This is a genomic window from Desulfatibacillum aliphaticivorans DSM 15576 (assembly GCF_000429905.1).
Taxonomy (GTDB): Bacteria; Desulfobacterota; Desulfobacteria; order Desulfobacterales; family Desulfatibacillaceae; genus Desulfatibacillum; species Desulfatibacillum aliphaticivorans.
Map to the genome: position 1 here is coordinate 100520 of NZ_AUCT01000023.1, position 25311 is coordinate 125830.

At 54.1% G+C, this 25311-nt stretch carries 25 protein-coding genes and 1 pseudogene; 3 read left to right on the forward strand and 23 right to left on the reverse strand.

Features of this window, described 5'->3' with window-relative positions; genetic code table 11:
- The 8 genes from G491_RS0119380 to G491_RS34245 all read right to left on the reverse strand — a co-directional run bounded on the left by G491_RS0119380 (window position 1) and on the right by G491_RS34245 (window position 9069).
- Window positions 1-948, reverse strand: coding sequence for a hypothetical protein (locus tag G491_RS0119380; protein WP_028315753.1), 948 nt, complete (start codon window positions 946-948; stop codon window positions 1-3).
- A 294-nt stretch (window positions 949-1242) separates the two neighbouring features.
- Window positions 1243-2304, reverse strand: coding sequence for a hypothetical protein (locus tag G491_RS0119385; protein ID WP_028315754.1), 1062 nt, complete (start codon window positions 2302-2304; stop codon window positions 1243-1245).
- On the reverse strand, window positions 2301-3170 hold the full coding sequence (locus tag G491_RS0119390; RefSeq protein WP_028315755.1) for a UbiA family prenyltransferase: 870 nt from the start codon (window positions 3168-3170) through the stop codon (window positions 2301-2303). The genes G491_RS0119385 and G491_RS0119390 overlap by 4 nt, the downstream gene beginning before the upstream one ends.
- A 17-nt stretch (window positions 3171-3187) precedes the next feature.
- Window positions 3188-4201 (reverse strand): hypothetical protein, encoded by a 1014-nt coding sequence (locus tag G491_RS0119395; protein ID WP_028315756.1) that lies wholly within the window; start codon window positions 4199-4201, stop codon window positions 3188-3190.
- 287 nt (window positions 4202-4488) lie between these two features.
- The gene (locus G491_RS31600) at window positions 4489-5058 is read right to left on the reverse strand and encodes a DUF4125 family protein (protein ID WP_051327389.1); all 570 of its coding nucleotides are present in this window, start codon (window positions 5056-5058) and stop codon (window positions 4489-4491) included.
- 182 nt (window positions 5059-5240) lie between these two features.
- Window positions 5241-6140 carry a TRAP transporter TatT component family protein gene (locus G491_RS0119405; protein ID WP_015946955.1) on the reverse strand — a complete coding sequence of 300 codons (900 nt, stop codon included), beginning with the start codon at window positions 6138-6140 and terminating at the stop codon, window positions 5241-5243.
- 47 nt (window positions 6141-6187) lie between these two features.
- Window positions 6188-7495, reverse strand: coding sequence for a TRAP transporter large permease (locus G491_RS0119410; RefSeq protein ID WP_015946956.1), 1308 nt, complete (start codon window positions 7493-7495; stop codon window positions 6188-6190).
- Window positions 7496-7584: 89 nt separating this feature from the next.
- Window positions 7585-9069, reverse strand: a complete 1485-nt coding sequence (locus G491_RS34245) for a TRAP transporter small permease subunit (protein WP_051327390.1) — start codon at window positions 9067-9069, stop codon at window positions 7585-7587.
- On the opposite strand from G491_RS34245, the gene G491_RS0119420 reads away from it, so the two are divergent.
- A complete protein-coding gene (locus tag G491_RS0119420; RefSeq protein ID WP_028315757.1) occupies window positions 9068-9541 on the forward strand; it encodes a hypothetical protein in 474 nt (157 codons plus the stop codon). The two genes, G491_RS34245 and G491_RS0119420, sit on opposite strands and share 2 nt — an antisense overlap.
- 312 nt (window positions 9542-9853) lie before the next feature.
- Here the strand turns inward: G491_RS0119420 and G491_RS0119425 are convergent, their stop codons facing one another.
- The 14 genes from G491_RS0119425 to G491_RS0119490 form a co-directional block, all read right to left on the reverse strand.
- A complete protein-coding gene (locus G491_RS0119425) occupies window positions 9854-10807 on the reverse strand; it encodes an NAD(P)H-dependent flavin oxidoreductase (RefSeq protein ID WP_015946958.1) in 954 nt (317 codons plus the stop codon).
- A gap of 17 nt (window positions 10808-10824) precedes the next feature.
- Entirely contained in the window at window positions 10825-11622 is a 798-nt protein-coding gene (locus tag G491_RS0119430; RefSeq protein ID WP_028315759.1) for an enoyl-CoA hydratase/isomerase family protein, read from the reverse strand.
- Between the two features lie 32 nt (window positions 11623-11654).
- Window positions 11655-12128, reverse strand: coding sequence for an FKBP-type peptidyl-prolyl cis-trans isomerase (locus G491_RS0119435; RefSeq protein ID WP_028315760.1), 474 nt, complete (start codon window positions 12126-12128; stop codon window positions 11655-11657).
- A 3-nt stretch (window positions 12129-12131) separates the two neighbouring features.
- The gene (locus G491_RS0119440; RefSeq protein WP_015946961.1) at window positions 12132-12542 is read right to left on the reverse strand and encodes a hypothetical protein; all 411 of its coding nucleotides are present in this window, start codon (window positions 12540-12542) and stop codon (window positions 12132-12134) included.
- A 27-nt stretch (window positions 12543-12569) separates the two neighbouring features.
- Window positions 12570-14297 carry a vWA domain-containing protein gene (locus tag G491_RS0119445; RefSeq protein WP_028315762.1) on the reverse strand — a complete coding sequence of 576 codons (1728 nt, stop codon included), beginning with the start codon at window positions 14295-14297 and terminating at the stop codon, window positions 12570-12572.
- On the reverse strand, window positions 14272-15120 hold the full coding sequence (locus G491_RS0119450) for an AAA family ATPase (protein ID WP_028315763.1): 849 nt from the start codon (window positions 15118-15120) through the stop codon (window positions 14272-14274). The genes G491_RS0119445 and G491_RS0119450 overlap by 26 nt, the downstream gene beginning before the upstream one ends.
- 16 nt (window positions 15121-15136) lie before the next feature.
- Complete coding sequence (locus tag G491_RS0119455) at window positions 15137-15475, reverse strand: hypothetical protein (RefSeq protein WP_028315764.1); 339 nt, start codon at window positions 15473-15475, stop codon at window positions 15137-15139.
- A gap of 212 nt (window positions 15476-15687) precedes the next feature.
- The gene (locus tag G491_RS0119460; RefSeq protein ID WP_028315765.1) at window positions 15688-15909 is read right to left on the reverse strand and encodes a hypothetical protein; all 222 of its coding nucleotides are present in this window, start codon (window positions 15907-15909) and stop codon (window positions 15688-15690) included.
- Window positions 15910-15924: 15 nt separating this feature from the next.
- Window positions 15925-16089 carry a benzylsuccinate synthase gamma subunit family protein gene (locus G491_RS35005; RefSeq protein ID WP_084511601.1) on the reverse strand — a complete coding sequence of 55 codons (165 nt, stop codon included), beginning with the start codon at window positions 16087-16089 and terminating at the stop codon, window positions 15925-15927.
- Between the two features lie 122 nt (window positions 16090-16211).
- Window positions 16212-18713 carry a pyruvate formate lyase family protein gene (locus G491_RS31610; RefSeq protein ID WP_051327391.1) on the reverse strand — a complete coding sequence of 834 codons (2502 nt, stop codon included), beginning with the start codon at window positions 18711-18713 and terminating at the stop codon, window positions 16212-16214.
- Between the two features lie 376 nt (window positions 18714-19089).
- Window positions 19090-19449: a hypothetical protein gene (locus G491_RS0119475; RefSeq protein ID WP_015946968.1), complete on the reverse strand. Its 360-nt coding sequence runs from the start codon at window positions 19447-19449 to the stop codon at window positions 19090-19092.
- 52 nt (window positions 19450-19501) lie between these two features.
- Entirely contained in the window at window positions 19502-20440 is a 939-nt protein-coding gene (locus G491_RS0119480; RefSeq protein ID WP_015946969.1) for a glycyl-radical enzyme activating protein, read from the reverse strand.
- Window positions 20441-20450: 10 nt separating this feature from the next.
- Window positions 20451-21410 carry a glycyl-radical enzyme activating protein gene (locus G491_RS0119485; RefSeq protein WP_015946970.1) on the reverse strand — a complete coding sequence of 320 codons (960 nt, stop codon included), beginning with the start codon at window positions 21408-21410 and terminating at the stop codon, window positions 20451-20453.
- Window positions 21411-21656, reverse strand: a complete 246-nt coding sequence (locus G491_RS0119490; RefSeq protein ID WP_015946971.1) for a hypothetical protein — start codon at window positions 21654-21656, stop codon at window positions 21411-21413.
- Window positions 21657-22129: 473 nt separating this feature from the next.
- Here G491_RS0119490 and G491_RS0119495 point away from each other — a divergent pair, with 473 nt between their 5' ends.
- Window positions 22130-22615 carry a peroxiredoxin gene (locus tag G491_RS0119495; protein WP_028315768.1) on the forward strand — a complete coding sequence of 162 codons (486 nt, stop codon included), beginning with the start codon at window positions 22130-22132 and terminating at the stop codon, window positions 22613-22615.
- A gap of 127 nt (window positions 22616-22742) precedes the next feature.
- Here the strand turns inward: G491_RS0119495 and G491_RS0119500 are convergent, their stop codons facing one another.
- Window positions 22743-24917: a S8 family peptidase gene (locus G491_RS0119500; RefSeq protein WP_028315769.1), complete on the reverse strand. Its 2175-nt coding sequence runs from the start codon at window positions 24915-24917 to the stop codon at window positions 22743-22745.
- A gap of 184 nt (window positions 24918-25101) precedes the next feature.
- Here G491_RS0119500 and G491_RS35580 point away from each other — a divergent pair.
- A pseudogene (locus G491_RS35580) lies at window positions 25102-25311 on the forward strand (hypothetical protein); the annotation flags it as partial.

Sequence of the window (25311 nt, forward strand, 5' to 3'; positions counted from 1 at the left end):
CTACCAAGTGCTGGTATCAACTTCCGCACTGACAAAGCCCCTCTGGAAGTGCATCCAGAGCCCCCTTCCGGGAATGGAATTCCTGGCCATATTCCACGGCCCCAAAGCCCGGCCGTCGTTGGTAATGACCGCTGTGCCGCGTACTGCCGTGATTGTGTCGGCGATGGAAATATAAAAGTCCGTAGGGCCGGAGCTGCCGTTTTCATTGCCGAAGTCCATGTAGTTAACCGCAGACAGCGCCTGCTTCCCAAGCCCCGTCTCAAAGGGCAGACTGGCGGCCAGGGTCTGGCGATGGTAGTTCATCCGCATGTAGGGCTCCGTATCGTTATCCGGCCAGCTGAGCGTTGACTCCAGGTTGTTGTCCAGGATGCCGTCAAAGCTGATATACCTCATGTGATTTTGTACGTTAAAGCGGCCGGTTTGATCGTCCGTGCCGAACCGGAAAAACAAAAAGCGCCGGTCCACGCTGTCTATATCGTCGTATGCCAGCTCCACCCGAATTCCGTTCATGATCATTATGCCGTCATCGCCGACACCCGTCGTATCGCCGAAAGTATGGGCGTCGACATAGAAATCCCATCCGTCGGAAACCCCCCAGAATCCCGTGTAGTTAAAGGCGGCGATGCGGTCGCCTTCAATGTCCTGCAGGGCCACCCTGGCGTTGATCTTCAAAACGGCCACGTCGTAATTCAGGCTGTAGGCCCTGTTGGTCATGCTTTCGTTCCACCCGAAGGACGAAACGTAGGTGACCGCCAGGTTGCGGTGGTCTATCTCCATCTCCGCAACCGCCTGAGCGCGGATGTCCGCCAACTCATCGTCCGTGGCCACCATAATGCGGCCTATGGCGATGAGGGGAAAAACAATCAGAAAAACGGCCAAGAGGGACCAGGCGACCTTTCCGGCGCTGCCTTCCTGTTCCTGGTCTGTTGGTTGTCTTTCCGTCTGCACGTCATTTCCTCCACTGGCGGTAAATTTTTCAAAATACGCGAATATCGAAGGAACCGGGCATCAATGGCCGGGTTCTGATCCGTTTTATACCGGATGATTATTGTTCGGCGATATGCGCGCCCTATGATTTCAAACTGGAAAAGTCAATAATGACGGGTTGTTCAGCCCCCCCCACTGAGCCTGAGTGCAGGCATGGGTAATTATTTCCCTTATATCAGGATGACTTGACAATGTCAAACCTAATCCTGCCAATTAAAGGTAAAAATGGGATATTTTTTCCCATGAATCCCATTCTTAAGCATCAGGTAAGACCGCCTCAAGCCTCTTTGCCTTATTTTGCAGCTCTCCATGGGTAATCAGGCCCTCCTCCGCACGAATCAGCAATGGCCCCATCACAGCAGCCTGGACAAAAAACAGCCCTATCAGTACAGCCAAAGCAAGGCGGGAGATGTTATTTTTCAACCCTTTATAAAGGGCGGTCAATATGACAACGTCCGTAAAAACGATCAGGCCCGAGGCTGCTATATCAAAAGGAAGCACGAACCATTGCGTTATTTTCATGATCAGGGAGAAAGCTATCCAGGCAGCCGCCCCCGCCATAAAAGCCGCCGTCCAAGCCTTTTTCGCATTTTGAAATAACCCCGCCCGCCATATGGTTATTACAACCAGAAATGAGAACACATGAAGCAAAACCACGGCGATAAGGCAATTGGAAACCATCCAGGTGTTGATGGAAAACACTGCGTATTTGTGGGGCGTCTTGCCCACCCAATGCACCGCCCACAGCATCAGGACGGAATACGAGGCGACGCTGGTCAACAAAGCCTTTCCCGGCCTTCTGGCTACCAGCCAGGCCAGGCCGGTTATCCCGACGAAAATAAATACAAGCTCAATGCTTAAAGCCCGATCCGCCTCCCAGGTCCAGACAAAGGAGAGGGCGTGCTTCAGGATTTCCCAAAATCCGCCCCGCAAGTAAGTCAAGGCGACTTTTTGTCCGGTCAAGAGCAAATATAATACGGGGATGAATACCAAAACCGAGCCGTAGCATAGGATGAACAAATCCTTGATGGGCGTTTTGATGATGAAATGAATCACCAGCATCAAACTTAAAAAGGTCCCAGCGAACCAAAGCATATGGTGGCACAGGGTGTAGTACGAAAAGTAGGGGGACGGCGCCAACAATTCGGTTTCAATATATATTCTTGCGCCCACAACCAGCACGAAAAAGATCGGCGCGAAAGCATTGATTGCAATCAGGTTTTTCAACCGCCAGGCATTGAATCGCCCAATTATGGACAAGCCTTCCGCCGTCTTCCGCCCAGACGCAGGAGCAGTTCCATTGCTGTGGGGGGTCATGGGAGGCCTCCCATTAAACTCAGGCTGATGACGCCTTGGTTGTATAACACCTGCCAGCCCAAAAACAAGGCTCCTCCCGCCTCTACAATATGGATGTTTCTCCGGTATAAAAAGCCCATCTGGTCCGGCCGCGCCAGGTGCCACCGGATCATCAGCCCTGTAAGAAGAAACAGCAGAAGCAGCCCGGCCTTCAAAAGAGGCGGCGCCGGCAAGGCCAACAGGAGCGCTGCGTCGATCAACAGGCCGGCCAGGGCGTAATAAGGCAGCCGGGCGCCGTATTTGGCGTACAGGTTCCAGTCTCCGTCGCCGCGCTCGTCTTCAATATCCTTGAGGGGAATAATGGCCAGGCAATAAACGAAAAGGGCCAGGAAAAAGGCCCGGAGGTCGGGAGCGGCGCCTTGCACATTGGAGTAATAGCCCACAATGATAGGAATGACTAGCCCGCCGCTCACGGCGAACACGGAGGCAGGAGGCCTTAACTTAAGGGAGAATGGCTTGCCGGAGTATGACACTCCAAGCAAGGGCAGCAGCAGATAGGCGCCCAATATCCAGCCGGGCCTCACCAGAAAAAAAGGATACACCAGCGACGCAGCCAGCAGAAACATGCTGTAATTCAACGCCTGCCTGGGCGTCAGCTTACCCGAAGGAATGGGCCTGTGGGGCTTGTTGACGGCGTCCGTTTCCCAGTCGGCCCAGGAGTTAAAACTATAGCAAAAATTGGTGGAAAATCCCGTGATCAAAAAGGCGGCCGCCACATCCATCAGGTCCAGACCGTTGGCCAGCACCGCCCCCACCAGATAGGTGGCGAACGAAATAAGCGCGGCGTCGGGCCGGAACAATTGAAGATACGCTTTGACTGGCGGCATAGTTGATCCCTAAAAGCTCACCCGGTTACGGGCGCAATAATCCACTGGACGGCGCCGGGGCCGGTCAGGCTTTCCTGCACCCCCAGATACATGGGCCCCATTACCAAAACTTGAAAAAACAAAAACAGCGTGAGCAGGCATATGGAAACGATGTTCGCCCTGGTTTTCCATCCTTCCTGCTGCAGCCGCACGATAATTGCCGCGGATAAAAACAGGGGCAGCCCGGCGGCTATGGAGTCAAATAGGAACTGGCGCCATCCAGCAGCAAGAATGGTAGCCGAGCCTATAACCCATGCGGCGGCGCCCCAACCGAAAGACCGCTTCCAGGCCTGGGAATCCTGCTGAAAAAGGCCCTGCTTATACGCTGCGTACAGGGCCGCTCCCATGGCGCCCATGGAGTAAACCACGGCCTGAAATGGATGGATGCTCAGCTCCGTATGCACCTTGATCAACGCCTCGGGCCGGGAGGAAAGGCCGATCCAGTGGACTGCGGTTAACGTTCCCGTCAGGTAAGACGCAAAAAAAGCCCCCAGCCCCTTGAGCTTGCTGCCGGTGATCAACCAGCAGAGCGCCCCGATGCCTGCCGTGAGCAATAACATCTCCAGGCTCAAAGGGCGATTTTTCGGATTGTACAAGCAGCATGTGGCTATGTCGCGCAATATGGTTTTAACTCCGCCCTGTAGATAAGTGAGCTCCAGGGGAGCGCCGGAGGCCAAAGAATGCAGCAGGGGCAAGGTCATGAAAGTCACGCCGAAAAGCATGCCCATGAGCTTTCTCGGCTCAGTGCGGGTGAAGGCCTGCAAAGTCATGATCAAAACAAGGGCCGCCGTGGCGTTCCATAAGACGTGATGCAGCCCGCGGTAATAGGAGAACATGGGATAGTTTCCCATCAAGGCGATTTCCACATAGCTTCTTAACAGGGAAAACAGGACGAAATACACAGGCGCGGCCAGAGCGATGATCAAAAAGGCCTTATGATCGCCCTGCCCCATGACGCATCGGAACCTTTCCAGCTTGTTCGCGGTTTCCATGTTTCGCCTCACTCCGCCGGGATGCATTTTTTGCTTCACGTTGCCAGGAAATTAAAGGAACGAAAAGACGCCTAATTTCTTATTTACGTTGGGTTTGAAGTCCAGTTGCATTATTGCCAGCTTGAAGCGCCATGGCCGGACTTCGTAACCCAACCTACGGCTCTGCTTGCCGCGATGTAGGTTGGGTAGAGCTTGCGAAACCCAACAAAAAAGCACCCTTTTTTTTCTCTTGTGACGCAGGTCCCGCCAATTTTCAAACGGCAAACGTAAATCCGCCCCCAATATATTTATCGGGCGAGGGCTTCGGCTTCGTCCAGGGAAGCGTATCCCAGGTCCGAAACCATTTTCTCGTACACGATCCTGGACATATTCGTCTTTGCTTCAAAATGCCTTAAAACATCCTGCCCCAGCAAGTCCAAGGTGCGGTCCGAATAGGTTTCCAGCTCAGATGTAGCATACACTAAAAAAGAGCCGCCTCCCAACTTCTCATCCCCGTCTTCCAGGGACCGGCCCCGGCCTACGGTTTTGGGATATTCCTCAGCCAGCATGCGCTGCCATAGCAGTTGGGCCTCTGCAATGCCGGACACGGCCGGATTGAGGTTTAGCCGGGGGATCAGGTTATCCATGCGCGCGTATTTCAGGGTAAACAGATTTTTGCCCGCCCGGACGGCGTCCTTCAAATCCTGCAGGTAGGATTCCAGGGTTTCTTTTGACCAGGGCCAAAACTGGGCTTTGCGCATATCTTTGAATCGCTCCGGGTTATCCTGGCACGCAGCCGGCTCCTTGGCATTTACGGCCAGAAACATTTCCAGTTCCAGGGCGATGATGTCATTGATGATTGATTCGTTGGATTGCATACACTCACCCGTTGCGATTATTGAAGGTTGGACCTATTCGATGCAAATCAAAAAAGGCCTGATCCTTGGGAAAGAGGCCTTTTTTGAAAACATTTCTGAATGCCGAGCGGTGCGCATGGCCATTTGCCTGGTTCAGACCATGCGCACCGGGTTGGTTCGGATTTACGGCGTAAGGATATCCATTAAAACAGACTATCCTCAATGGAGAGGTAGTACTTGGCTTTGACCTTGGCCAGGTCGTTCAAGCCCTCTCCGCCGGATAGAGCGGAGGAATCGGCTTCCAGTACGCTGTTCAGCAGGCTTTCAAAGCGATCCCGGTCGTCCACGTAAGTGGAAAGGAACCTGGCTTCGAACACGTCCACCAACAGGAACTTGCCGCCGGAAATTGCCCTGGCTTCCTCGAACATGGCCGCGGAAGCGTCAGGCCCGCCGCCCAGGCCCAGGAACTCGGGCAGCATGGCGTAGTAGCCGCCCATAAAGGCTTTGCCCACGCCGAACATATATTTCTCGTCCAGTTCCATGGACCTTTGCACCATGGCGACGCAGTCGGGCATATCCATGAGCGCCATGGGATCGTCCATGTTCTGCATGAGATACAGGCCGTAGGCCAGACCGGTCCAGCACAGGGCTTCCATGTATTTTTTGCCGAGAAGAGGCGTCAATTCAGGAATTTTTTTGCCTTCCTCCAGCCCCTTGGCGAACTTTTTGTCGGTCATAAGGGAGCGCATGCCATATTCCTTGGCGATGGAGTAAAGCTCGACAGCGTAAGCGGGATCCTCGTCCTCCACCATCATGCCGTAAGAGGTATAAAGAAAACAGGTCTTGGAGAGAAGGCCCTGATTTTCCGGGTCCATTTCGGCCAGGGCCGTAACCAGCAGCACGTTGCTGGCCATGCCGTCTTTGAGGAGCGTGGAGCTGGGGGAGTCCAAAAGCGATTCCATCATCAAGTCCATGACAGGCACGGCGGACAGGTGCACTCCGGTTTTAACGGCGGTTTTGACGCATCCGGAGCCGGTCATCATGGCCAGCGCCAGAACGATGGTCAACAAAAGTTTGAACCCTTTAAGCCTTGTGATTTTCATGCCTATATTCTCCTCTTTAAAAAGTCCCTATTGTGATCCAAGCAATATTAAATTGTCAGCATTTCCGTCTTATGTCCCAACAAGTCGCCCAGGAAGAGGCTCAATTGCGGGAAGTAACTGATTGCGATGAGGGCAATCAACAATACTAGCAGGAAGGGCAATACCACCCTATACAGACGCATTACGGAAACGTCAAACCGTAATGAAGCAATGAACAGGTTAATTCCAACAGGCGGGGTCAGGTATCCCAACTCCAGGTTGGCCAGGAAGATGACGCCCAGATGGATGGGGTCGACGCCGAACTTGGCCGCCACCGGAGCGATGAGGGGCACGACGACCACGATGGCGGAAAAGATGTCCATGACGCATCCCACCACCAGCAGGAAGGCGTTCAAGGCCACCAGAAAGGCGATCTTGCTGTGGATGATCACCTGCACCCATTGCATGATCCTTTGGGGCACTTCCTGGTCCACCAAAAAGTTGGTGAAACCCAACGCCGTGCCCAACACGGCCAGCAGGGCGCCTACGGTGATCATGGAGTCTACGGCGATTTTCAACAGATGCTTCCAGGAAATCTCGCGGTAGATAATCACCTCGGAAAACAGGGCGCAAACCACCGCTGCCGAGGCGGCCTCGCCCGGTGTGATAAACCCGCCGTAAATGCCGCCGATCACCACAAAGGGCAGAGGAATTTCCCACTTGGTCTCCCATACGCTTTCCAGAATCTTTTTAAAGGAAAACCTGGTGGTGGGAATGTTCTTCCTGGCGCCGTACATAATGCCGTAGCCGGCCAGGAAAAAGACGATGAGCAGGCCGGGAATGGCGGTGGCGATGAACAATTCCGTGATGTCCACCTGGGCGATCATGCCGTAAATGATGATGGGAAGGCTGGGGGCGAAAAGCACGCCTGAGCTTCCCGAAGCCGTTACGATGCCCAGGGAGAAATCCCGGTCAAAGCCGTCCTTGATCAAAGCGGGCAACAGGATGCCGCCGCAGGCGATGATGGTGATGCCCGAGGCGCCGGTGAGAGCCGTAAACACCGAGGACACGATAACCGTCACCGCAGCCAGACCGCCGGGCACCCATCCCATAAGGGCGTTGGACATGCGGATAAGCCGGTTGGAGGCCTTGCTTTCCGCAAACATATACCCGGCGAAAATAAACAATGGAATGGCTATGATGCCTGGGGCGTTGGCAAGGCGGCCCATTTCAATGATAATGGCCGCCGTGCTTTCGTGGGCCACCAGCATGAACAAAACCACCGCAGCGCCGCCGATGATGGTGAACAAAGGCGCCCCGACAAGAATGGCTGCGATAAAAACCACGACTAAAAAGATGGTTAGAATTTGTACCATAATTCCCCGCTTATCAGATTCAATGTATCCATTTCAAACGTGCTCATGATTGCGTTCAACCGCTCCTCAGCTTCCCTATGCCCCTTTAATCAGGGTTCAATGGTTCTGGTATAGCCGCCCAGGATAATACGCCGAATATTGATAATGCACCGGACGCTCATTACCAGGAAGAAATAGGGAATGACCAAGCGAAAGAAATGGTCGGGAACTTTCAGGAAGTCCGTGTCCACCAGGGTGAAGGCGGGATATTTGGCTTCCGATTCTATATAAGTCACTGCGGCGTTGAACAACAATGCGCAGGCGATCAGGGCGAAAACCTGTGCGAAAACGTCCAGGGTTTTGCTGGCCTTGCTGTCCCCCAAGAGATGGGAAAGCACGTCAATCTTGATATGCCTGTTATATTCCGCGGCAAGGCCCGCCCCCAGAAAGGCCACCCAAAGCACCTCCACCCGCAGCACCTCATCCACCCACATGATGCCGGTCTGGAAGATGTTTCTGGCTATAACCTGTCCGAACTGCATGAAGATCATGGTGAACAAAAGAATGATCAGGGCGATCTTTTCCACGTAGATCATGCTTTTATGGATGTTGGCCATGCACTCCACGGACGCTTCTTTGTTGATGATGTACCAGACGGCGAAAAACAGAAACACGGCCAGCACAACGCCCGCCAGGAGAATGTCCCTGCGGGTGCCCTGGGCTCTTTCATACAAATCGTCGGAGTTTTGCTCCACAACCAGCTTCCAGCCCCAGTCTCCCACGGTGTGAAAGGCTGCAGCCATGGGGGCCTCATTAGCCGCAAAAGCCGTGAGGCCGTTTCTGTCCGCTAAAAAAAGGGAGCCGTAGCCCAGGTCATTGACATTGACTTCCAGGATTGCGTCTTTTTCTGTGGAGCCGATCACCAGGCCCGTGGAGTTGATCATATAGGCCTGCCCCTCCTCGCCGGAGCGTAAGCCCTTGATAAAGCGTTTGACCAGCTTGTTCATATCCACGGTGACGGCCAGAACGCCCACGGTGTTTTCCGGGGTTTGATCCACCTTGCCCCGCTTGTCCCTCTCTTTATACACGGGCTGCATGAGGTAAAAAACCGGGTAGCGTCCGCTCTGGAAAACGTTGGATACCACCGGCTTGCCTTCCAACGCTTTTTGAAAATCCTGGTCGCCGGCCAGATTGACGGTCATGTCCGTTTTGTCATCCCCGGCGGCTACGATTTCCCCGGCCTTGTTCAGCAACATGGCCGCCCGGTACTCTTTGATATCCTTGGTGACCGCCTGCAGCGAGTTGGAGACTTCCTGGACCGCCTGCTCGTTTGGATCGCCGCCCTCGGAAAGCGCGATAAAGGTTTGGTCGGCCGCCACAAGCCCTAGCTCGCCCAGGTGTCCTTCTATCCAGTCCGAAATTCTTTCCGCAGCATTTTGAACGGCGAAATTGAGCCCCGTCTCCGCCTGCCTGACTTGCATGCTGCAGATGGAATAAACCAGCACAGCCGTCATCACCGCGACTCCAAAAATGATCAGGAGCCCGGCCGGCAGGATTTCATTGAACCTGGGAGCCCATTTATTAGACCACTCCATGTTGTCCTTCTCCTTTATATTTGCTGAACGAAATACAACCGGCGGCCGATTGCCCGCCTTGTCGCAATGCTTTATGGTGATCGCCCCGAACTGGGCCAGTTATTGCGATTTCTCGCCTGATGAAAAAAAAACCGGTTTGCAGGCGAAAAAACCCCGCACCGGCGCCTTTAAGCCGGATGGAAAACCGCCCCAAAAGCCGGCTTGCAGGCATAGAGATTCGGTTGAGCTTCTTTTTACAAGACCAGTGATATTGAGAATGGTAAAAGGCCAGTCCACTCTTGCTCCACCCGCTGTTGATGCAAAAACCAAGTCCGAACGCACAAACCCAAGGCCGGTCCGAACGCATGGGACGCTTGCTGAAATTATTCGGGAATTCAATAAAAGGAAGGGCTGCCTTACAACCGCGCTTTTTTCAATAGCAATACTATCAGGGCCCGAAAAAAACCAAACCGCGCAGTTGGTTGATCTTTGAATGATCGGCTCTTTGTGATGAAGTCGCTAACATCCCCATGTAGCCCCCCCTGTTTATACTCCATCAGAAGGCTTTTGAACAAATCCTGATTAAGAACTGCGGGGTTTCGCCGCTTTGGTTGACCCTTGATTCAACGCCGGCTGCCTATGGATTTGCCTGAAGCCGTACCCGGTATAACATAGTTTAAAAATCAGGACAAGACTCAACAAGTGTACAATTTTTATTTTTTCGAGAAAAACCGCCCCCGATTGGAAAGCATATTTATGCCATTTAAAACCGGGCTTTCCCCAAATTCCCCCTACCTATCCCAGGCTAAAGAAAAAAATCGTCCTCCATTTTTCCGGCGATTCGCCGAATTCCCTCTGTAATATCCTCAATGATCTCCCCAACGCTTTTTTCCCCGCTGATTAGCCCGGCTGTCTGGCCGCACGGCATGACGGCGGTGTGAGCGTCCCCTCCGCTCATCACGTAAATAGGCTGGTCGGGCTTCGCTCCCGACGGGTCTTCCTCTTGATTTTCCGCGCCCACAATCCGGTTAGTCGCCGCGTTTTTCAACACCCTGATGGGCATGGCTTTCTTGCCCATGATCTGGGTGGCTTCGCAGTCCGCACCGGCCAGGCTTTCTTTGTAAAACAACGGGGCCTCGCTTTCGGTGCAGGCTGCAAACCGGGTGCCCATTTCCACGCCCAAAGCGCCCAGGGCGAAAGCTGCGGCCGCGCCTCTGGCGTCCGCAATGCCGCCCGCTGCGATGACCGGAATATTCAGGTGATCCACAAGCTGAGGAACCAGGCACAGGGTGGTCACGTGCTCCCGGCCCACGTGGCCTCCGGCCTCAAAGCCCATGGCGGTGACGGCGTCCACTCCGGCGTCCTGAGCCTTCAGGGCCATGGTCAGGGAGGATACCTTGTGCACGATCTTAAGCCCGTTATCTTTCACCACCCTGATGATCTTGGCAGGATTTCCGCCCGATGTGTTGATGGTTTTTACGCCCATTTCCGCCGCCGCTTCGATAAGCTCCGGCGCATTGGGCCTGTAAATAGGCACGTTGATGCCAAGGGGCTTGTCCGTCAGGGTTTGGGCCGCGCCCAGCACGTTGCACAGGGTTTCCACGTCCATACCGGACGCAGCGATCAGGCCGAAGCCTCCGGCGTTGGAAACCGCGGCCGCCAGTTTGGCGTGGGTGATCAATCGCATGGCGCCCAACATAATGGGGTACCGGGTTCCCAGAATTGCGGAAACAGGATTTTTTTTGGGGGGATGGGACATATATCTCCTATATCAAATTATCTTCCTTTGAACACGGGCTTGCGCTTTTCCAGGAACGCCGCCTGCCCTTCCTTCAAGTCCTCGCTGGCGAAGCCTTCGGCCTGAAGCTGTTCGGCCAGGGCCTTTTCCTCGGAAGTCAAAACAACACCGCCGGCAAGCATGTTTAAAACAGCCTTATTGTTTTTTAAGGCAATGGGTGCGTTGCCTGCAATGGATTGGGCCAGCTTTGCAACTTCGCCATGAAATATCTCCCGGGGATATAAGCGGCTGACCACGCCCATCTCCTTGGCCTCCAGGGCCCTGTACGTCGCGGCGGTCATGAACAACTCTCTGGTGACGCTCATGCCCAGGGCTTCCACAAACTGCTGCAGGCCTTCCGCATGATAGACCACGCCCAACTTGGCCGGAGGCATGCCGAACTTCGTATCGTCCACAGACACCCGCATGTCGCAGCACACGGAAAGGTTGAGGGCCGCGCCGAAGCAGTATCCGTTCCAGGCCGCCAGGGTGGGATAGGGAAAGTTCTTAATCGTCCGAAACGCCAGCTCCACGGGATTGTTTTCCTTAAGCAGGGACTCCTCTTCCTTGGAGACGCTGGTGGGAATGGCGGAGATGTCGTATCCGGAGCAAAAGGATTTGCCCTGGCCTCCGGTAAATAGCACGCATCGCACGTCCGAGCCTTTAGCCCATTCCTCCAAGGTCGTGTGCACGCGAATGAGCATTTCCGGGGTGAGGGAGTTGCCCTTTTCCGGGCGGTTGAAGGTCAGGACGCCCACGTGGTCCTTGACTTCCGCCAGCAGGTTTTCCTGGGGCATGAACTTGTCTTCCTTTCCGGGGGATAATGGGGTTACTGCCGTAAGGGGGTGACCTTGTCCTCCTTTTCCGGGACCGGCGCCACGGCCATGATGCGGACCGTGTAATACAAATCCTTGCCCGCCCAGGGATGGTTCTGGTCCAGGTACACCCAGTCGCCGATAAATCCCGTGACCGTATAGGGTTTGGAGGCTTTGCCGGTTTCCGATAGTTTCCTGACCAAATTGCCCACGGCCACGGAGCCTTTGGGCAATTCGTCAGACCGGATCCTTTCCACCAGGGACTTATCGCGTTCGCCAAAGGCGCTTTTGGCCGGAACCGTAAACATGCGGGTCTGGCCCGGCGCCATGCCTTTCACCCCTTTTTCCAAGCCGGGGTACAGGTCTTTGGAGGCCTCGCCGAATGCAAACCGGTACGGCGTGTATTCATAGATATCATTCAAAACTTCGCCGTTCTGGTCCTTGATGGAAAACTGGAGGGTGACCTCGGTGTTTTCGCCAATCTCCATGGATCAGACGCCCTGTCCGAAATCCACGATGGGCCGGGTTTCCGTAACTTCAAATTTGATCAAATGCTTGAGCATCTCGGCTGCATCGCCGATGCGCTTTTTAATTTCACTTTTTACTCCATCAAATTCCGGACCTTCGTCCTCCATGTCCAGCACCTTTAAGTACAGGCGGCAGCCTTCCATTTGCATGCCCGTCTTGCCGTGCATGGATATGAAAAGGGCGGCCGAAGGGTTCTGGCATAAATTGTCGTAGGTCCGGTTATCCCCCAGCATCATGCGTATCTTGTTGCCGTCCACCAGCATGGGGGAGCCGAAAGTGGCGGCATTAACCTTGCCTTTGGCGTTGGCGGTGGCAAGCACGTTGGTCCTGTCGGGTGATTCCAGAATTTTTTTTACGGTTTCACTTACCAGCATGGCTGTCCTCCTTAAATTTCAGGGAAGTTAATCCGTTACGAAAAGCCTGCGTAAGCGGGCCTCCGCAGTGAGTTTTTTTCCGTCGCCATACAAAAAAGACCATTTTAACAGCTTTTCCATGGCCATGGGAAGCTGTCCGAAGTGACTCACAAACTGAATGGTCCTCCCGTACTGCTCCTCCATCTTAGCCCGATCCCTGACTCCGCATCCGATTGTAACCAAGTTGATGTTTTGCTGCATACAATAATCTATCCCGCACGATACATCCACCCCAAAATTGGATTGCCCGTCCGTTACGTGGACCAGGAGCTTGCGGCGCTTGTCCTTGGGCATGAAATAGGCCGCCGCAATGATGGCCTGCCCCGAGGCGGTCTGACCGCTGGGGGGTACGGATAACAGGTTGCGGCCGGAAATCAGCCGGGACATCATGCAGATGCCGCCAATTTCAAAATAGGCCCAGGCGCCCAGACGATTTTGAAAGCCGGCCAGGGCCTTGTGCATGGCGCCCACGGTGTTTTCCACCATGCGCCATTTGCCGCCCCGCATGCTGCCCGTGGCGTCCAGCAAAAGGGTGACGTTCCAATCCATGGAGGGGATGGAATCCGTCTGCCTGAAGCATCGGCCGTTAATGGGCGCGCGATACAGCTTGCGTCCATCCACGCGGCCTCCGGTCAGGCCCCGGCTCATGATTTTTTTTCGGTCTGCGTAATTGGCGAAGATGGCTTTGAGCCTGCCCACGGTTTTCCGATCGATCACCGGATGGGCGGCCATGTTGAAATCCCAGCGGGAGATGGGCGCCACGTCCAGGTTGTCCGGCCCCACGATGGACCGGATAATGGGGGTGATGTCCGCGGAGCTTTGGGCCAGGTTGGCCTCAACGTCGCGCAGGAGGGCGTTGTTCAGCCCTTTTCGCGGCGAAGGGTCCGGAAAATCCTCCTCCTTATCTCTATTCACGGAAACGGCCGAGTCAGGCAGCCAGATCAGGCGCTTATCCTGGATGAAAAGGCCTTGCACTTCCGCTTCCAGATTTTCCCAGGCGGTCTTGTACAGGTCCGCCCTGCCCTGGCAGCGTTTGATGATGCTCGTGGTTTCGTCCGGCAGGGATTCCAGGGAGGCTGTTAAATTTTGCAGAATTTTCAAGGCGGGCAGGTAACGGGCCTCAGCGCGCTCGAATATTTGAGGGGACCAGACCGAGGCCCACCACAAGTGAATCAGGTGCTCCAGAGTGGGCTTTTCGGCGCTCAGCCGGGTTTTCGCATCCTCTATGGCCCGGCTGCGGGTGCGGGCTGCGTAACGGCCCAGGATGGATCGGTCGGCCAGGCGGTCCACGTAAACGTCCTCGCCGGTATGGATGATTTTTTGAAAGGCGATCCTGGAAAGACCGGGCATGGCGGAGAAATCCGGGGCAAGGGTCTTCCACACTTTTTCCGACCATTCGATTTTGTGCAGGGCTTCATGAACCACCAGGCCCGTGAGGTAATCCACCTTATGGGGCGGCGCCGGATATTCGCCCATGACCAGTTCCGGATCGATGATGATGGACGCGGCGGATCCGTGGGACATGCCCGTGTATTCGATCCGGCCCACGTTGGGCCCCATATGCCCCGCCACCTTGCGGAGCGCCCGCAGGATGTTGGCCAGCTCCACGGCTTCCAGGCCGGAAACGTTTTTTCGCCAAAACGAGGAAAGGCCTTCATCCTCCGGGTTCAAGGCGGAATCCGCCGGGGAATTAATATTTTTCGTATCGGCTGCCATGGGACCTTTCCGTCATGTTCATTTCCAGATGCAGGGAAAGCAGGACGGATTCCAGGATATCCCGGCTCACCTGCAGGCTGTTGGCGAAAGCCTCGCGCACCGTGGCCCCCACAGCCGCCATTTCGGCGATCATCAGCGTATGGCGGGTGGACACGGTGACGGGCTCCTGGGTGTTTTTCCGCAACTGGCCGGCCACGTTGACGATGGTCTGGGCGTCGCCCTGATCGATGCCGGTTTTCAGGTGCAAAACGTCGGTTTCCACCTCGGGGGTCAAGTAATCCATGAGGGTGACGTAAAAGCGGTCCCGCAAGGCTGCGTCCAGCATTTCCGTGCCCACAAACTCCTCGCCTTCATTCAGGGTGGCGAAAAACACCACGCCGGGGGCGACCTTTATAAGCCCCAGCTCGTCGGTCCAGACCTGGCGATCCTGGGACAGCACGGAAAAAAGCATGTTCAAGGCTTTGGGATGCTCGGGCCGGTTGATCTCCTCCAGATGGATGACGCAGCCCGGGGTTTGGATGGCCTGGGGAAACAAAAATTGCTGGTAATAGGTTTCGCCGTCTTTCAGTCGATGCTCCCCGAAAAGCTGGCCCGGCTCGGAGAGAATGCCTATCTGGAAGGTTGCCAACGGGCGGTTGTTGTTGGCGGCGAACTGGCGCACCATGGTGGATTTGCCGCAACCCTGCTTGCCGGCGACCAAAATGTTGACCGGATGCCGTTGGGACAGGGCTTCGATCCTTCCCAGGTTGTCAATGATGTCTTGGGGCAGGAAAAAATGCTCCTCCCGCTGGGGGATTTCCAATCCGTGTTCCGATTCCGCCATTCTTTCTCCCTTCCTTTTAAAAAAACAACTCCCTGGAGCGCTGTTTGATAAAATCGTTCAACTGGGGGATGTTCCAGCGTTCATTCATGCGTCTGAGGCTGCCGATAATCTCCATGGCTTTTTGCTGGACAGCCGGGTCTTCGGACTTGGGAATTTCGGACAACTCCTGACACAGCTCGCGCATGCGCACGTCTTCCGTCTCCAGGGCCAGAGCCCGGGAGAACATGACCTGGGCCCCGCACTTGGGGCATTCCCGGAGGTCCGACTCTCCGCAGGCCACACACCCGTTCCGGCAGAGATATTTAAATTCCTCGTGGTCGTCCTTATAGCCGCACTGATGGCATGTGAATTCCATACAATCCTCCTGGATTCCAATATTTTTCATGTTGCAATTTTATGCGGGATGCGGAGCGGCGGCGCGCCGGGCGGGGGCGGGATTCCGGGTCGTCCCGGACTGTTTGATATGACGTGTTGTCCGGATTCATGCTGCTTCGCCCCATGGGGGATGAAAAAAGCCCGGACCGGGAGTCCATATTTGGGTTACCCCCGGCCCGGGCTGGAGTTACTTTATACGGCTTCTTCCAGGTCTCTATCGATGCCTGCGGACTTGCCCCAGGGGGCGTCGCCGGCGTCCACCTTTCCGGTGGATTCTCCGGCCAGTTCGTCCACGGACAACCACGCCTGGCACTGGGGGCACTGGCGCAGGGTCAGGGGCGCGTCAATGCGAACATTATATAGATACCTGAATTCAGGAACGGGAGCTTCGTATGAACATTCCGGGCATTTCATATTGCGTTGTCCTTTCTATCTTTTCTGGAACTCGCCGCAACCGGAGGCGTCGTCCTCGGGGTTTTTGGGCTTGGTGGTGTAGTAGGCCTGCCTGGGGTCCACCACGCGCCGGACGCAATCGCCCTTGCCGGGTTCATCTTCACGAGGGAAAAAACTTTTGCAATCGCTGCATGTGCTCATTTGATCATTCTCCTTTCATAACGCCCTGGCCTGGATTGCAGCGGAAAAGGCGGGGCCGTTTCCGCTGCGTTAATTTATAGGCCGAATTCCGGTTTAAGGGCCGGGAGGGCGTTTAATGGTCCTTAAATGCCCTGGACCGTCCTCTGGATGATGTTGTCCTGGGTCTTGCGGGAGATATCCACAAAGTGGGCGCTGTAGCCCGCCACCCGCACGATTACTTCCTGGTATTTTTCCGGGTCTTTCTGGGCGGCCCGAAGGGTTTTGTCCGAGACCATGTTGAATTGGATGTGGTCCAGGCCCAGGTCGGCCCAGGTGCGCATGTAGGCGCGCCAGAGTTGATAGCCTTTCTCACCGGCCATCTGGGTGGGGGAAAGGCGCTGGTTCAGCAAAAAGGCCCTGCCGTCGCCCACGTGGTCGATCTTGCCGCAGGACTTCAACACGGCCGTGGGGCCTTTTTTATCCAGGCCCGGTCCGGGGGAGATGCCGCCGTCGTACAGGGCGTCGCCCAGCCTTCTGCCGTTGGGCAGGGCGCCCACTACGGAGGAGTAATGGATGTTGCCGGAAACGTTCTGGGGCGAAATGGGCCAGGTATTGTTGGAGGTGCAGCGCATGACCCGGCTGTGCTTGGCCAGGGTGCGCAGACACCGGAGCATGATGTCGTCCACATAGTCGTCGTCGTTGCCCCATTTGGGCGCTTTGTTGACGAAATCCAGGCGCATTTGCTCGTAGCCGTCCCAGTTGGATTCCAGGGCTGTGATCAACTGATCCATGGTGTATTTTTTATCGTCGAACACCAGCTTTTTGACGGCGGCCAGGGAGTCGGCGTTTTCCACCCAGGTAAAGCCGGTGATCCAGCAATTGCCGCGCTCGCCTTCCGGATTGACCGCATCGATGCCCCTTTCAACGGCCCGTTCGGTGATGCCGGAGAGGAGAGGCCTGCCGTAAAACTCGGCGTCCTTATACCTGCCCAGGTTGACCGTGCGGACCAGAAGGCTCAGGAGCCACTGCATCTGCCTGGTCCAGGCGTCGAAAAGCTGCTCAAAGTCCGTAAAGGTGCGGGCGTCGCCGGTCTGGGGCCCCATTTGCATGCCCACCACGTGGTCGTAGCCGTTGTGCAAAGCGTATTCCACCATTTTGGCGCAATTGGCTGTGGCCGACGCCATGCGGAAAGGCTGAACGCCGTTTTTGGTGGTGGGGCACGGGCTCATGCAAGCCTGATGCACCCAGGTGCGGGCTTCCTCCACCGGATGGCCGTGCCAGTTCATGCAATTGGCCACCAGAATGGGATCATGGCGGAAAGAGGGGTAGCCCAGGCCGTGGCGGATGCACTCAAAGCACTCCCGCATGACTTCGTCGGAGACCTTGGGATGCCACCTGAAGGCGAAGGTGGGATTGGACACCCGGATCAGGCGCGCGGTGCGCAAGAAGGCGGTGGTCAGGGCGTTGCATGCGTCCGATCCGTCGGGCTTGACGCCGCCGATGGTCCACACCCAGGTGCCTGTGATGCCCTGCATGCCTTCACGGGCCCAACGGGGGCCGAAGCCGCCCACTTCGTAAGCCCGGATCATGAACTCGCCGATGAGGTCGGTGGCTTCTTCTTCGGTCAGGGTTTTATCTTGGAGAACGTCTTTTTCGTAAAAGGGGCCGTGGTAATAGTCGGGCCGGGCGGGCCAGGCGCCTTCGCTGGCTTCAAAACGGCACATGGTCTGGATCAGCATATCCATCTGAAAGGATTCCTGGAGATTCCGGGGCGCTTTGGCCGGAACCCGCTCGCAGGTTTCGGCGATCCGCAAAAGTTCTTCCTTGCGCTTCTCATCGGTTTCCAGGTGCTCGGCCATGGTCCTGGCAAGACGGGCGTAGCGGTTGGCAAAACGGATAGCCGCTTCCAGCACGGTGATCATGGCCTCCCAGTTCTGGATGCGATCATAAATGTGCAGGATGTCCGGGCCGGGGGTGCCGATGGTTTTTTCTTCGGCTTCGGCGATGTGATCTTCAATATCGGCGATGATGTCTTCAAAGCCGCGCTCGCCCTTAAGGTAATATTCGTAATTCTTGCCCGAATAGCCGTAAGCCGAAGTGGGGGCGCCCCATCCGATGGCGCCGGAAAGGAACTTCACCGCGTCTTCCGGGTCCAGGATGCGAGCCACTTTATCCACGGCGGTCTGGCCCGCCCAGTAGTCGTTGATCTCGGCCACCTTGCGGAGGGATTCCTCTTCAGGCTCGGGCATGATGCCGGGTTCGTTGTACAGCTCTTCATTCACGATGGACGCGCCGTCCACGCGCCAACTGATGGTATGGGGGGCGCTGCCCCAATATCCAACGATTTGAGAATGGTCCGTTATAAAAATGGAAATATTGTCAAAAACATGGGCCAGGGCTTTGGCCCTGCGCATGATAATGGGATCGAATTTCCAAAAGTTCCACATGTCCGTAAACAGCTTGGGACCTTCCAGGTCCACTTTGATTCCAGGGGCGTAGTTGCCGCCCAAAGCCCCTTTTTTCCACACGGCCTTCCTTAAATAGTCCAGCCTTTTGGAGCGCTTTTTTTCCGCGATCCACCACCATTCCTGATTCTCTTCGTGTTCTTGGAGACTTACATCCAACTTTGCGGGTTCTGCAGTCATGGTCTTTCCTTTCACTCTTGGCGTTTGCTGGCATTACTTCCGGAAAAACGGTTCTCCTTATTACTGATACCATCATATTAACACAGATGACGTAAAAATTACCATCTATAATTGATAAAGTATATTAGTTAGCGCAATATTGGAAAATTTTTATCAAAAACTTAACATCAATCCCAAAGTTATTTGGGATATCAATAGCCTAATTTTATAACAAAAAATTTTACATATAAAATTCAATATAAAATGAATTATTGAATATAAAATCCAAGAAAAATACGGCATGCAGCCACACGGCAGGACGGCCGCGGGGCCGCGGCCGTCCTGAATTCTGCAACAGGCGCCCCGTCAAGAAGCAAAACGGCGCCGCAGATGCGCGCTACTTTTTCAACTGACGCTGGGCCCTGCGGTAATTGGGGTCGTTCACCTCGCTTCCGCTGGTGTCGATGAGCGCCTGACGGACGTAGTGTTCGCACTTGCCGCCGTCGGAGTTGAACAGGACGGTGAGGCTGGCCTCGCCTTCCATGACGTAGACCGGCGGAACCGCCTTAATGTCCGAGCCGACCTTGAGCTTTTTACAGTAGCCGCGGCCGTCCGATGCGTAGGCGTTTTCGGAGAAATTCTTGCAAAAACCGCAGGCCTTTTCCGGGACGTTCTCCCGTTCTTCCACGGTCCGCGCTTTGCTGACGTCGCCCAACATACCGTTCGCCACCTGTTTCCACTGACTTCTTCGAGACATCCTTTTTCCTCCTTGGTCAAGACGATGAAAGGCGCCGCCTTTTTGGGACAGGCTAACCGCCAATGGTTACTTCGTAAACATGCTCCAAAAACAGATCGATCACCGGCTCCAGACGGGCGTCCTCGTAGCCTTCGCCCGCGGGAAAATCGTATTCCATGCCAAAGGCCCTGTATTTGCTTCCGGCATAGGGGTGATAAGGCAGAAGATCCACGCCCTGGACCGCATCTCCCAGGCTCGCTGCGAATTTGGCCGTGGCGGTCCAGTTTTCCTTGTTGTCGTTCACCCCGGGAATGATGGGAACCCGGATGCGCATGACGGCGCCGGCCTCAGCCATCTTTTGGGCGTTGTCCAGGATCAGCCTGTTCGTCGCACCCGTGTAGGCTTTGTGGGGTTGGGGGTCCATGTGCTTCAAATCCAGAAGCACCAGGTCGGCCAGGGGCAGCACCCGGGCGTAATCCTCCCAAGGGGCGTGGCCGCAGGTGTCCAGGGCCGTATGGATGGGCTTGCCCTCTTCGGCGCCCTTTTTAGCCAGGGTGAAAAGGGCGAGGACGAATCCGGGCTGGGCCATGGGCTCGCCCCCGGAAAGGGTCAGGCCGCCGCCGGAATGGCGAAAAAAGGGTTCGTCGGAAAACACCTCTTTCATGACTTCAGCGGCGGTTTGGATGGTCCCCCAGGGAACCAGGCCCGAATGGGAGCACGTCCGGGCGCACTGAAAGCAGTCCGTGCACAAGGCCCGGTCGATCACCGGCTTGGCGTCGCCGTTAAGGGACAAGGCGCCGGCGGCGCAGGCCTCCACGCAATCTCCGCACCCGATGCAATTGGTGTAAAAGGGAATGACCTCGGGGAAGCGCCGCCGCCCCTCCGGGTTGTGGCACCATTTGCAGTCCAACAGGCACCCCTTCAGGAACACGGTGGTGCGAAATCCCGGCCCGTCGTTGGTGGACATGCGCTGGATGTCGTTGACTATTCCGATTGTTTTTCCTGGCTCCATCAAACCGGCTCTATGCTCCTTCAAACCCGGAGCCGCCGATGGTGGCTTCCAGGCCGCTCATTTCGTAAAGTTCTCTGGGAATTTCCAGCAAGGAAGGCTCCATGGCCTCGGTTCGCCCCAGAGGCCAGTTTTGACCCAGCCACCCGTATTTGTCCTGGCACCAGTTGTGGTAAGGCAACAGGTCCACCCGGGCTACGCGGCCGGGCAGTTCGGACAGGAACAGGGCCGCGGCCTTGTGATCCTGAATGGCGTCGTTAAAGCCGGGGATCACGGGAATGCGCACCCAGGTCTCCACCCGGTTTTTTACCAGGAGCGCCAGGTTTTCCTTAATCAAGGCGTTGTCCACGCCGGTCCATTCCTTATGCTTCTCCGGGTCCGTGTGCTTGAGGTCGAAAAGCACGACGTCCGTATGCTTCAACAGACTTTCCAGAACGCTCCAGGAGCAATGGCCGTTGGTGTCCAGACAGGTGTGCAAGCCCCGGGCTTTCGCCCCGGCCAATATTTTTTCGGAGAATGCCGGATGGGCTGTGGGTTCGCCGCCGGACAGGGTCATGCCGCCGCCGGAGTTTTCGTAAAAGGGCCGGTCCGATTCCACTTCGTCCAGAATTTCCTCCACGGTCATGGCCTGGCCCGTGATCTCCAGGGCGCCGTAAGGGCAGGCGTCCACGCAGCTCAGGGAATAGTCGCACCGGTCCAGGTCGATCTTGTAATAGTCCGTGCCTTCGGCCTGGGATAGCACCGGATCGATGGGCGGCTGAACCGCTCCCGTGGGGCAGGCGTCCATACAGGCGCCGCACTGGACGCAAAGACGCTTTTTCCAAAAGACCTGGGGCTTGGCGCTGATGGTCTCGGGGTTGTGGCACCAGGCGCATTTCAGCGGACAGCCTTTTAAAAAGACGTTGGTGCGAATACCGGGACCGTCGTTTACCGCAAAGCGTTGAATTTCCGTAATCAGACAGGTTTCGGCCATTTATCCCTCCTGCTCTCTTTCCTTTTGGGGCCGCGGCCGGGTGAAAACCCTGCCCCGCAGTCCGGAGGTTCCCCAAACTGTGTTCCCGCAATAGGCCTCTGGTTCTTCCATTTCCTCGCAAAACACGGCGCCGTGGCATTGGGGGCATTGCCGATAGCACTGCACCCCGGCGGAGTCCGCGTGATTCAAGAACCGAAAGTCCACTTTGTCGCCCGTATGCCCGCATTGGCTGCACTTGAGTTCCATAGGAAGTCGTCCGCTCCGCAAAATCAGGTTGTTAATGCAATTGGATGAAAACTCAATAATATACCCACTTTACAACAGGGTATTTTCGCACGCTATGAGCCGTAATTATCAATCTGCTTTGTACTCAACAAATATTTGCAGGATATTAGCATCTTAGTTTCTACGTCCATGGCCTTATACACCAGATACTTGAAAAACACCAGATTTTAACATTCTTAAGAGATGAGAGGCTTTTAATTTGTTAGGGGCATACCAAAAAATTTCGGTATGAATTCATATTTTTCACGACTATGAAGTTCCTGCAAGACCCCTTTGACAAGTTGATTTGCCCGTAATTCCCGCACCGTAGAACCCGCCCGCCTCCCATAAAGCCTGGCTTTGACAAGAGCGGTTTTCAGCCCCATTATTGTCAGTATGAATTTTCCCAATAGACGGGGCTCAAAGCGAATATCACCTAACGGAAAGGATGCGCCATGGCTGACGACAACACCCCCCAGGCGGGAGACAAAGCGCCTGATTTTTGTCTGAAGGACGGAAACGAAAACGAGGTCTGCCTGAAGGATTTTGCGGGCAAATGGGCGGTCTTGTACTTTTACCCCAGGGATAATACGTCAGGATGCACCACCGAAGCCCTGGAGTTTATGGCCCTGCTGCCGGAGTTTGAGAAAAACGGAGCGGCGGTGATCGGGGTGAGCAAGGACTCCACGGCCTCCCATAAAAAATTCACGGACAAGCACAGCCTGGGAGTAACGCTGCTATCCGACCCGGACAAGGAGGTCCTGGAAAAATACGGCGCCTGGCGGTTGAAGAAAATGTACGGCAAGGAAAGCATGGGCGTAGTCAGAAGCACATTTCTGATCGACCCCAAGGGAAAGATCCACACAGCCTGGGGCCGGGTGGGCAAGGCGGCCGGCCACGCCCAAAAGGTGCTGGACGTCCTGGTGAAGGCGGTTGGTTAGGCAATATTCCCAAAGTTTGCGGCGTTCATGACCCTCCTTTGCTTTAGCGCCGGACGTCCTATGTAGAAAGAGATTTACCAATTGTTCAACATTTGCTGAATGACTGGGCATAAAATATTCGTAGCTGCTACCTAACACGTGCACGTTCGCGTAGCGGAATTTGATTGAGATTTTTTATTTCTGAATACAGAGAAGTGTGTCCACTATGATACACGCAGAGGCTTATGCAATAGTCTTGCAGAAAACTTTCATCGATTGCTTTGACCCATCTATTCCTGTTGACCAGAGCAATGCATAAAGATGTGAACGGGTTATTTGTCCAGTGGGCATGTGTAAAGATTTTTACCGCTTTCTGGTGGCACCCTTTGCTACGCAATGTGACTTTGGGCTCAAAATCTAAATGAAACTTATCTTCCATTGAGGATTCGCCATCTTCTTCATCAAGCACTGAAATCTTGGATATAACACCGTCAGGGGAGACCGTATGAAATATTTTAAATTCCAATGTATTACCAAGATAATAGTCGCCACGACTCCGCCTAACAGGCGGATTATAAGTCAAAACAATTGAAAATATTCGATCGCCTTTGGTTTCAAAGAAACTTCTAGGAAGGTCAACTTTGAAGACCTTGGCCTGATCAACCTGTATTGAGCTTTCTTCAAAAAATAGCACTCTATTATCAAAAGAAGAGATTGCCTTGGCATGGTCAGGAACTCCATATCCAATTGTCATAAATCTTTTTTTTTCAGCCTTTTGTTTGTTCTTTGCTCGCCAAAAGTCCTTATTGATCGGTTCTGGATAGTTGGCGGACTGAAGAATGAGATTCTTTATAAAATTTGCGCTTTTTTCTGGGTAGCTATTAGAAACAAGAGCACAACTGCGGGCAACTTTAGGGGCTGAATAACTACTCCCCAAATCAAACGAAAATAATTTATCTGGGTATTGGCTTGAAAGGACTGGAATTTTACCTCCGCTATTTGTTTTAATACGACCAAACTCTTGACTCAAAACAAGGTTGCCGCCGTATTCAACTAGCTCTGGCTTGATCATGCCATTAATACCTGGTCCAGTGCGGGTAAATGGTGCAGGCTGGTGTTCTGGCGCTATCGCGGTAAAGAGTTCCCGTTGAGATCCAAAAAACGAGGTATCTGCAATTCGTGGTCTATTCGCTATAGAACCAACAGTAAGACTTAATGCAGAGGTAGCCGGATTGATCAAATTGAAATCGGGATTTTTTTTATCAAACAGATACTCGGGGTAGTGCTCCACTACGCCTGCAATGTCGTCAAAGCTATTTACAGGATTAACGTTTCCAGACGAAATGACAAAGACTACATCATCATAATCACGCGCAATTTCATCAATCAGAGATGCTAACGGGGGTTGTCTGAACTCTGATTTGTGCCATACCTCAAGATTATTTCCCAATGAGACATTGACGACTCGAATCCTATTATCCTTGTTGCCAAGAAAGTGATCAATGGCATCTTGAAATTGGTGCTCTAACAATTTTTCAGGATCATATTCAGCATAAACGCCTCCGCTGCAATCTTGAACCGCATACATTACTTTGGCCGAGAATATCCAGTTATACGCGTGGAACTGCTTCTTTTTGATACAATACTCAACATCACCATACAAAGCACACCCCGCGACTGCGGTGCCATGGCCTACTTTGTCAACGACTTCCGTTTCACGGGACTGAAAATTCGCTTCATCACCCAATGCATTTTTGATTAATGGATGGCCGGAGACAACTCCTGAATCAACAATCAAAATGCCAGTTGCAGATTCTGAAGGAGATAATATTTCCAAATCCTCAACATCTTGACTAAAGATCTCGAAAGGGTTAAATGATGGCAATGGAGGTCGGCTAACACGAGCAACCTCTTTTAGTTCAATAAGCTGTTTGTAAGCCGCAGAGTCTAATCTAACCCTTAGAAGAGCAAAAGAATTCCTGACTAATTTGTCCGTAACTTGAAGATTATCTATGGCTCCAGGCAGCTTAGAGATAAACACTTCAAGTTGGTCATCAGACATTCGCCATAGTTCCACATCAATGTAAGTGTCTTCATCCTCAGGGAGCGGAGCATCAATAATGGACCGTGCAATTTTCTTTTCGACAGGTATATCTTCAATCTCGCTTATAACATTGAAAAAGTCATACTTCGTTGCTCCGCCCTCACCATCTTTCCCATGGGAATCAAGTCTGGCACGAAACTCTTCCAACTGCTCATCAGATGCAAAAACAACCCAATAGCCCTTCTTGTCCTCTGCGACTGAAAGCACATCCAATCCCATTTTAAGCAATTCTTTCTCAAACGAGGCAGTGTCAATCTTATCGTTAACATTAATCTCAAAAATGAGGTGAGGATCAAGACGCCCTTTATACTGTTCTTTCGTAAGCGTTCAGGGGGCTAAAAAAAGTCCTACTTAGGAATTATTCCTACTAGACGTCCTCTGTGTTATGTGCTAGGGTTGTTTCATGAAACCCAAGCGCCCCATATCCGACCTGGACTGGCAACTCACTCCCCAACCTATGCGTGAGTATGTGCTCTATCTGGAACGCACCGTCCAACAGCTTCAACAATCCGTGGACCAACTCACCCAGCTTGTTCAGGAACAGGGCCAAATCATTCAACAGCAAAACAAACGCATTGAAAAATTGGAAGCCCAGCTCAACAAGAACTCCGGT

Coding starts and splice junctions, on each gene's coding strand:
- G491_RS31610 (WP_051327391.1), bottom strand. CDS start 18,713: ATGACTGCAGAACCCGCAAAGTTGGATGTAAGTCTCCAAGAACACGAA.
- G491_RS0119425 (WP_015946958.1), bottom strand. CDS start 10,807: ATGTCCCATCCCCCCAAAAAAAATCCTGTTTCCGCAATTCTGGGAACC.
- G491_RS0119480 (WP_015946969.1), bottom strand. CDS start 20,440: ATGGAGCCAGGAAAAACAATCGGAATAGTCAACGACATCCAGCGCATG.
- G491_RS0119445 (WP_028315762.1), bottom strand. CDS start 14,297: ATGGCAGCCGATACGAAAAATATTAATTCCCCGGCGGATTCCGCCTTG.
- G491_RS0119440 (WP_015946961.1), bottom strand. CDS start 12,542: ATGCTGGTAAGTGAAACCGTAAAAAAAATTCTGGAATCACCCGACAGG.
- G491_RS34245 (WP_051327390.1), bottom strand. CDS start 9,069: ATGGAGTGGTCTAATAAATGGGCTCCCAGGTTCAATGAAATCCTGCCG.
- G491_RS0119450 (WP_028315763.1), bottom strand. CDS start 15,120: ATGGCGGAATCGGAACACGGATTGGAAATCCCCCAGCGGGAGGAGCAT.
- G491_RS0119385 (WP_028315754.1), bottom strand. CDS start 2,304: ATGACCCCCCACAGCAATGGAACTGCTCCTGCGTCTGGGCGGAAGACG.
- G491_RS0119395 (WP_028315756.1), bottom strand. CDS start 4,201: ATGGAAACCGCGAACAAGCTGGAAAGGTTCCGATGCGTCATGGGGCAG.
- G491_RS31600 (WP_051327389.1), bottom strand. CDS start 5,058: ATGCAATCCAACGAATCAATCATCAATGACATCATCGCCCTGGAACTG.
- G491_RS0119405 (WP_015946955.1), bottom strand. CDS start 6,140: ATGAAAATCACAAGGCTTAAAGGGTTCAAACTTTTGTTGACCATCGTT.
- G491_RS0119460 (WP_028315765.1), bottom strand. CDS start 15,909: ATGAAATGCCCGGAATGTTCATACGAAGCTCCCGTTCCTGAATTCAGG.
- G491_RS0119410 (WP_015946956.1), bottom strand. CDS start 7,495: ATGGTACAAATTCTAACCATCTTTTTAGTCGTGGTTTTTATCGCAGCC.
- G491_RS0119430 (WP_028315759.1), bottom strand. CDS start 11,622: ATGCCCCAGGAAAACCTGCTGGCGGAAGTCAAGGACCACGTGGGCGTC.
- G491_RS0119420 (WP_028315757.1), top strand. CDS start 9,068: ATGTTGTCCTTCTCCTTTATATTTGCTGAACGAAATACAACCGGCGGC.
- G491_RS0119475 (WP_015946968.1), bottom strand. CDS start 19,449: ATGTCTCGAAGAAGTCAGTGGAAACAGGTGGCGAACGGTATGTTGGGC.
- G491_RS0119455 (WP_028315764.1), bottom strand. CDS start 15,475: ATGGAATTCACATGCCATCAGTGCGGCTATAAGGACGACCACGAGGAA.
- G491_RS0119390 (WP_028315755.1), bottom strand. CDS start 3,170: ATGCCGCCAGTCAAAGCGTATCTTCAATTGTTCCGGCCCGACGCCGCG.
- G491_RS0119495 (WP_028315768.1), top strand. CDS start 22,130: ATGGCTGACGACAACACCCCCCAGGCGGGAGACAAAGCGCCTGATTTT.
- G491_RS35005 (WP_084511601.1), bottom strand. CDS start 16,089: ATGAGCACATGCAGCGATTGCAAAAGTTTTTTCCCTCGTGAAGATGAA.
- G491_RS0119490 (WP_015946971.1), bottom strand. CDS start 21,656: ATGGAACTCAAGTGCAGCCAATGCGGGCATACGGGCGACAAAGTGGAC.
- G491_RS0119485 (WP_015946970.1), bottom strand. CDS start 21,410: ATGGCCGAAACCTGTCTGATTACGGAAATTCAACGCTTTGCGGTAAAC.
- G491_RS0119500 (WP_028315769.1), bottom strand. CDS start 24,917: ATGGGATTGGATGTGCTTTCAGTCGCAGAGGACAAGAAGGGCTATTGG.
- G491_RS0119435 (WP_028315760.1), bottom strand. CDS start 12,128: ATGGAGATTGGCGAAAACACCGAGGTCACCCTCCAGTTTTCCATCAAG.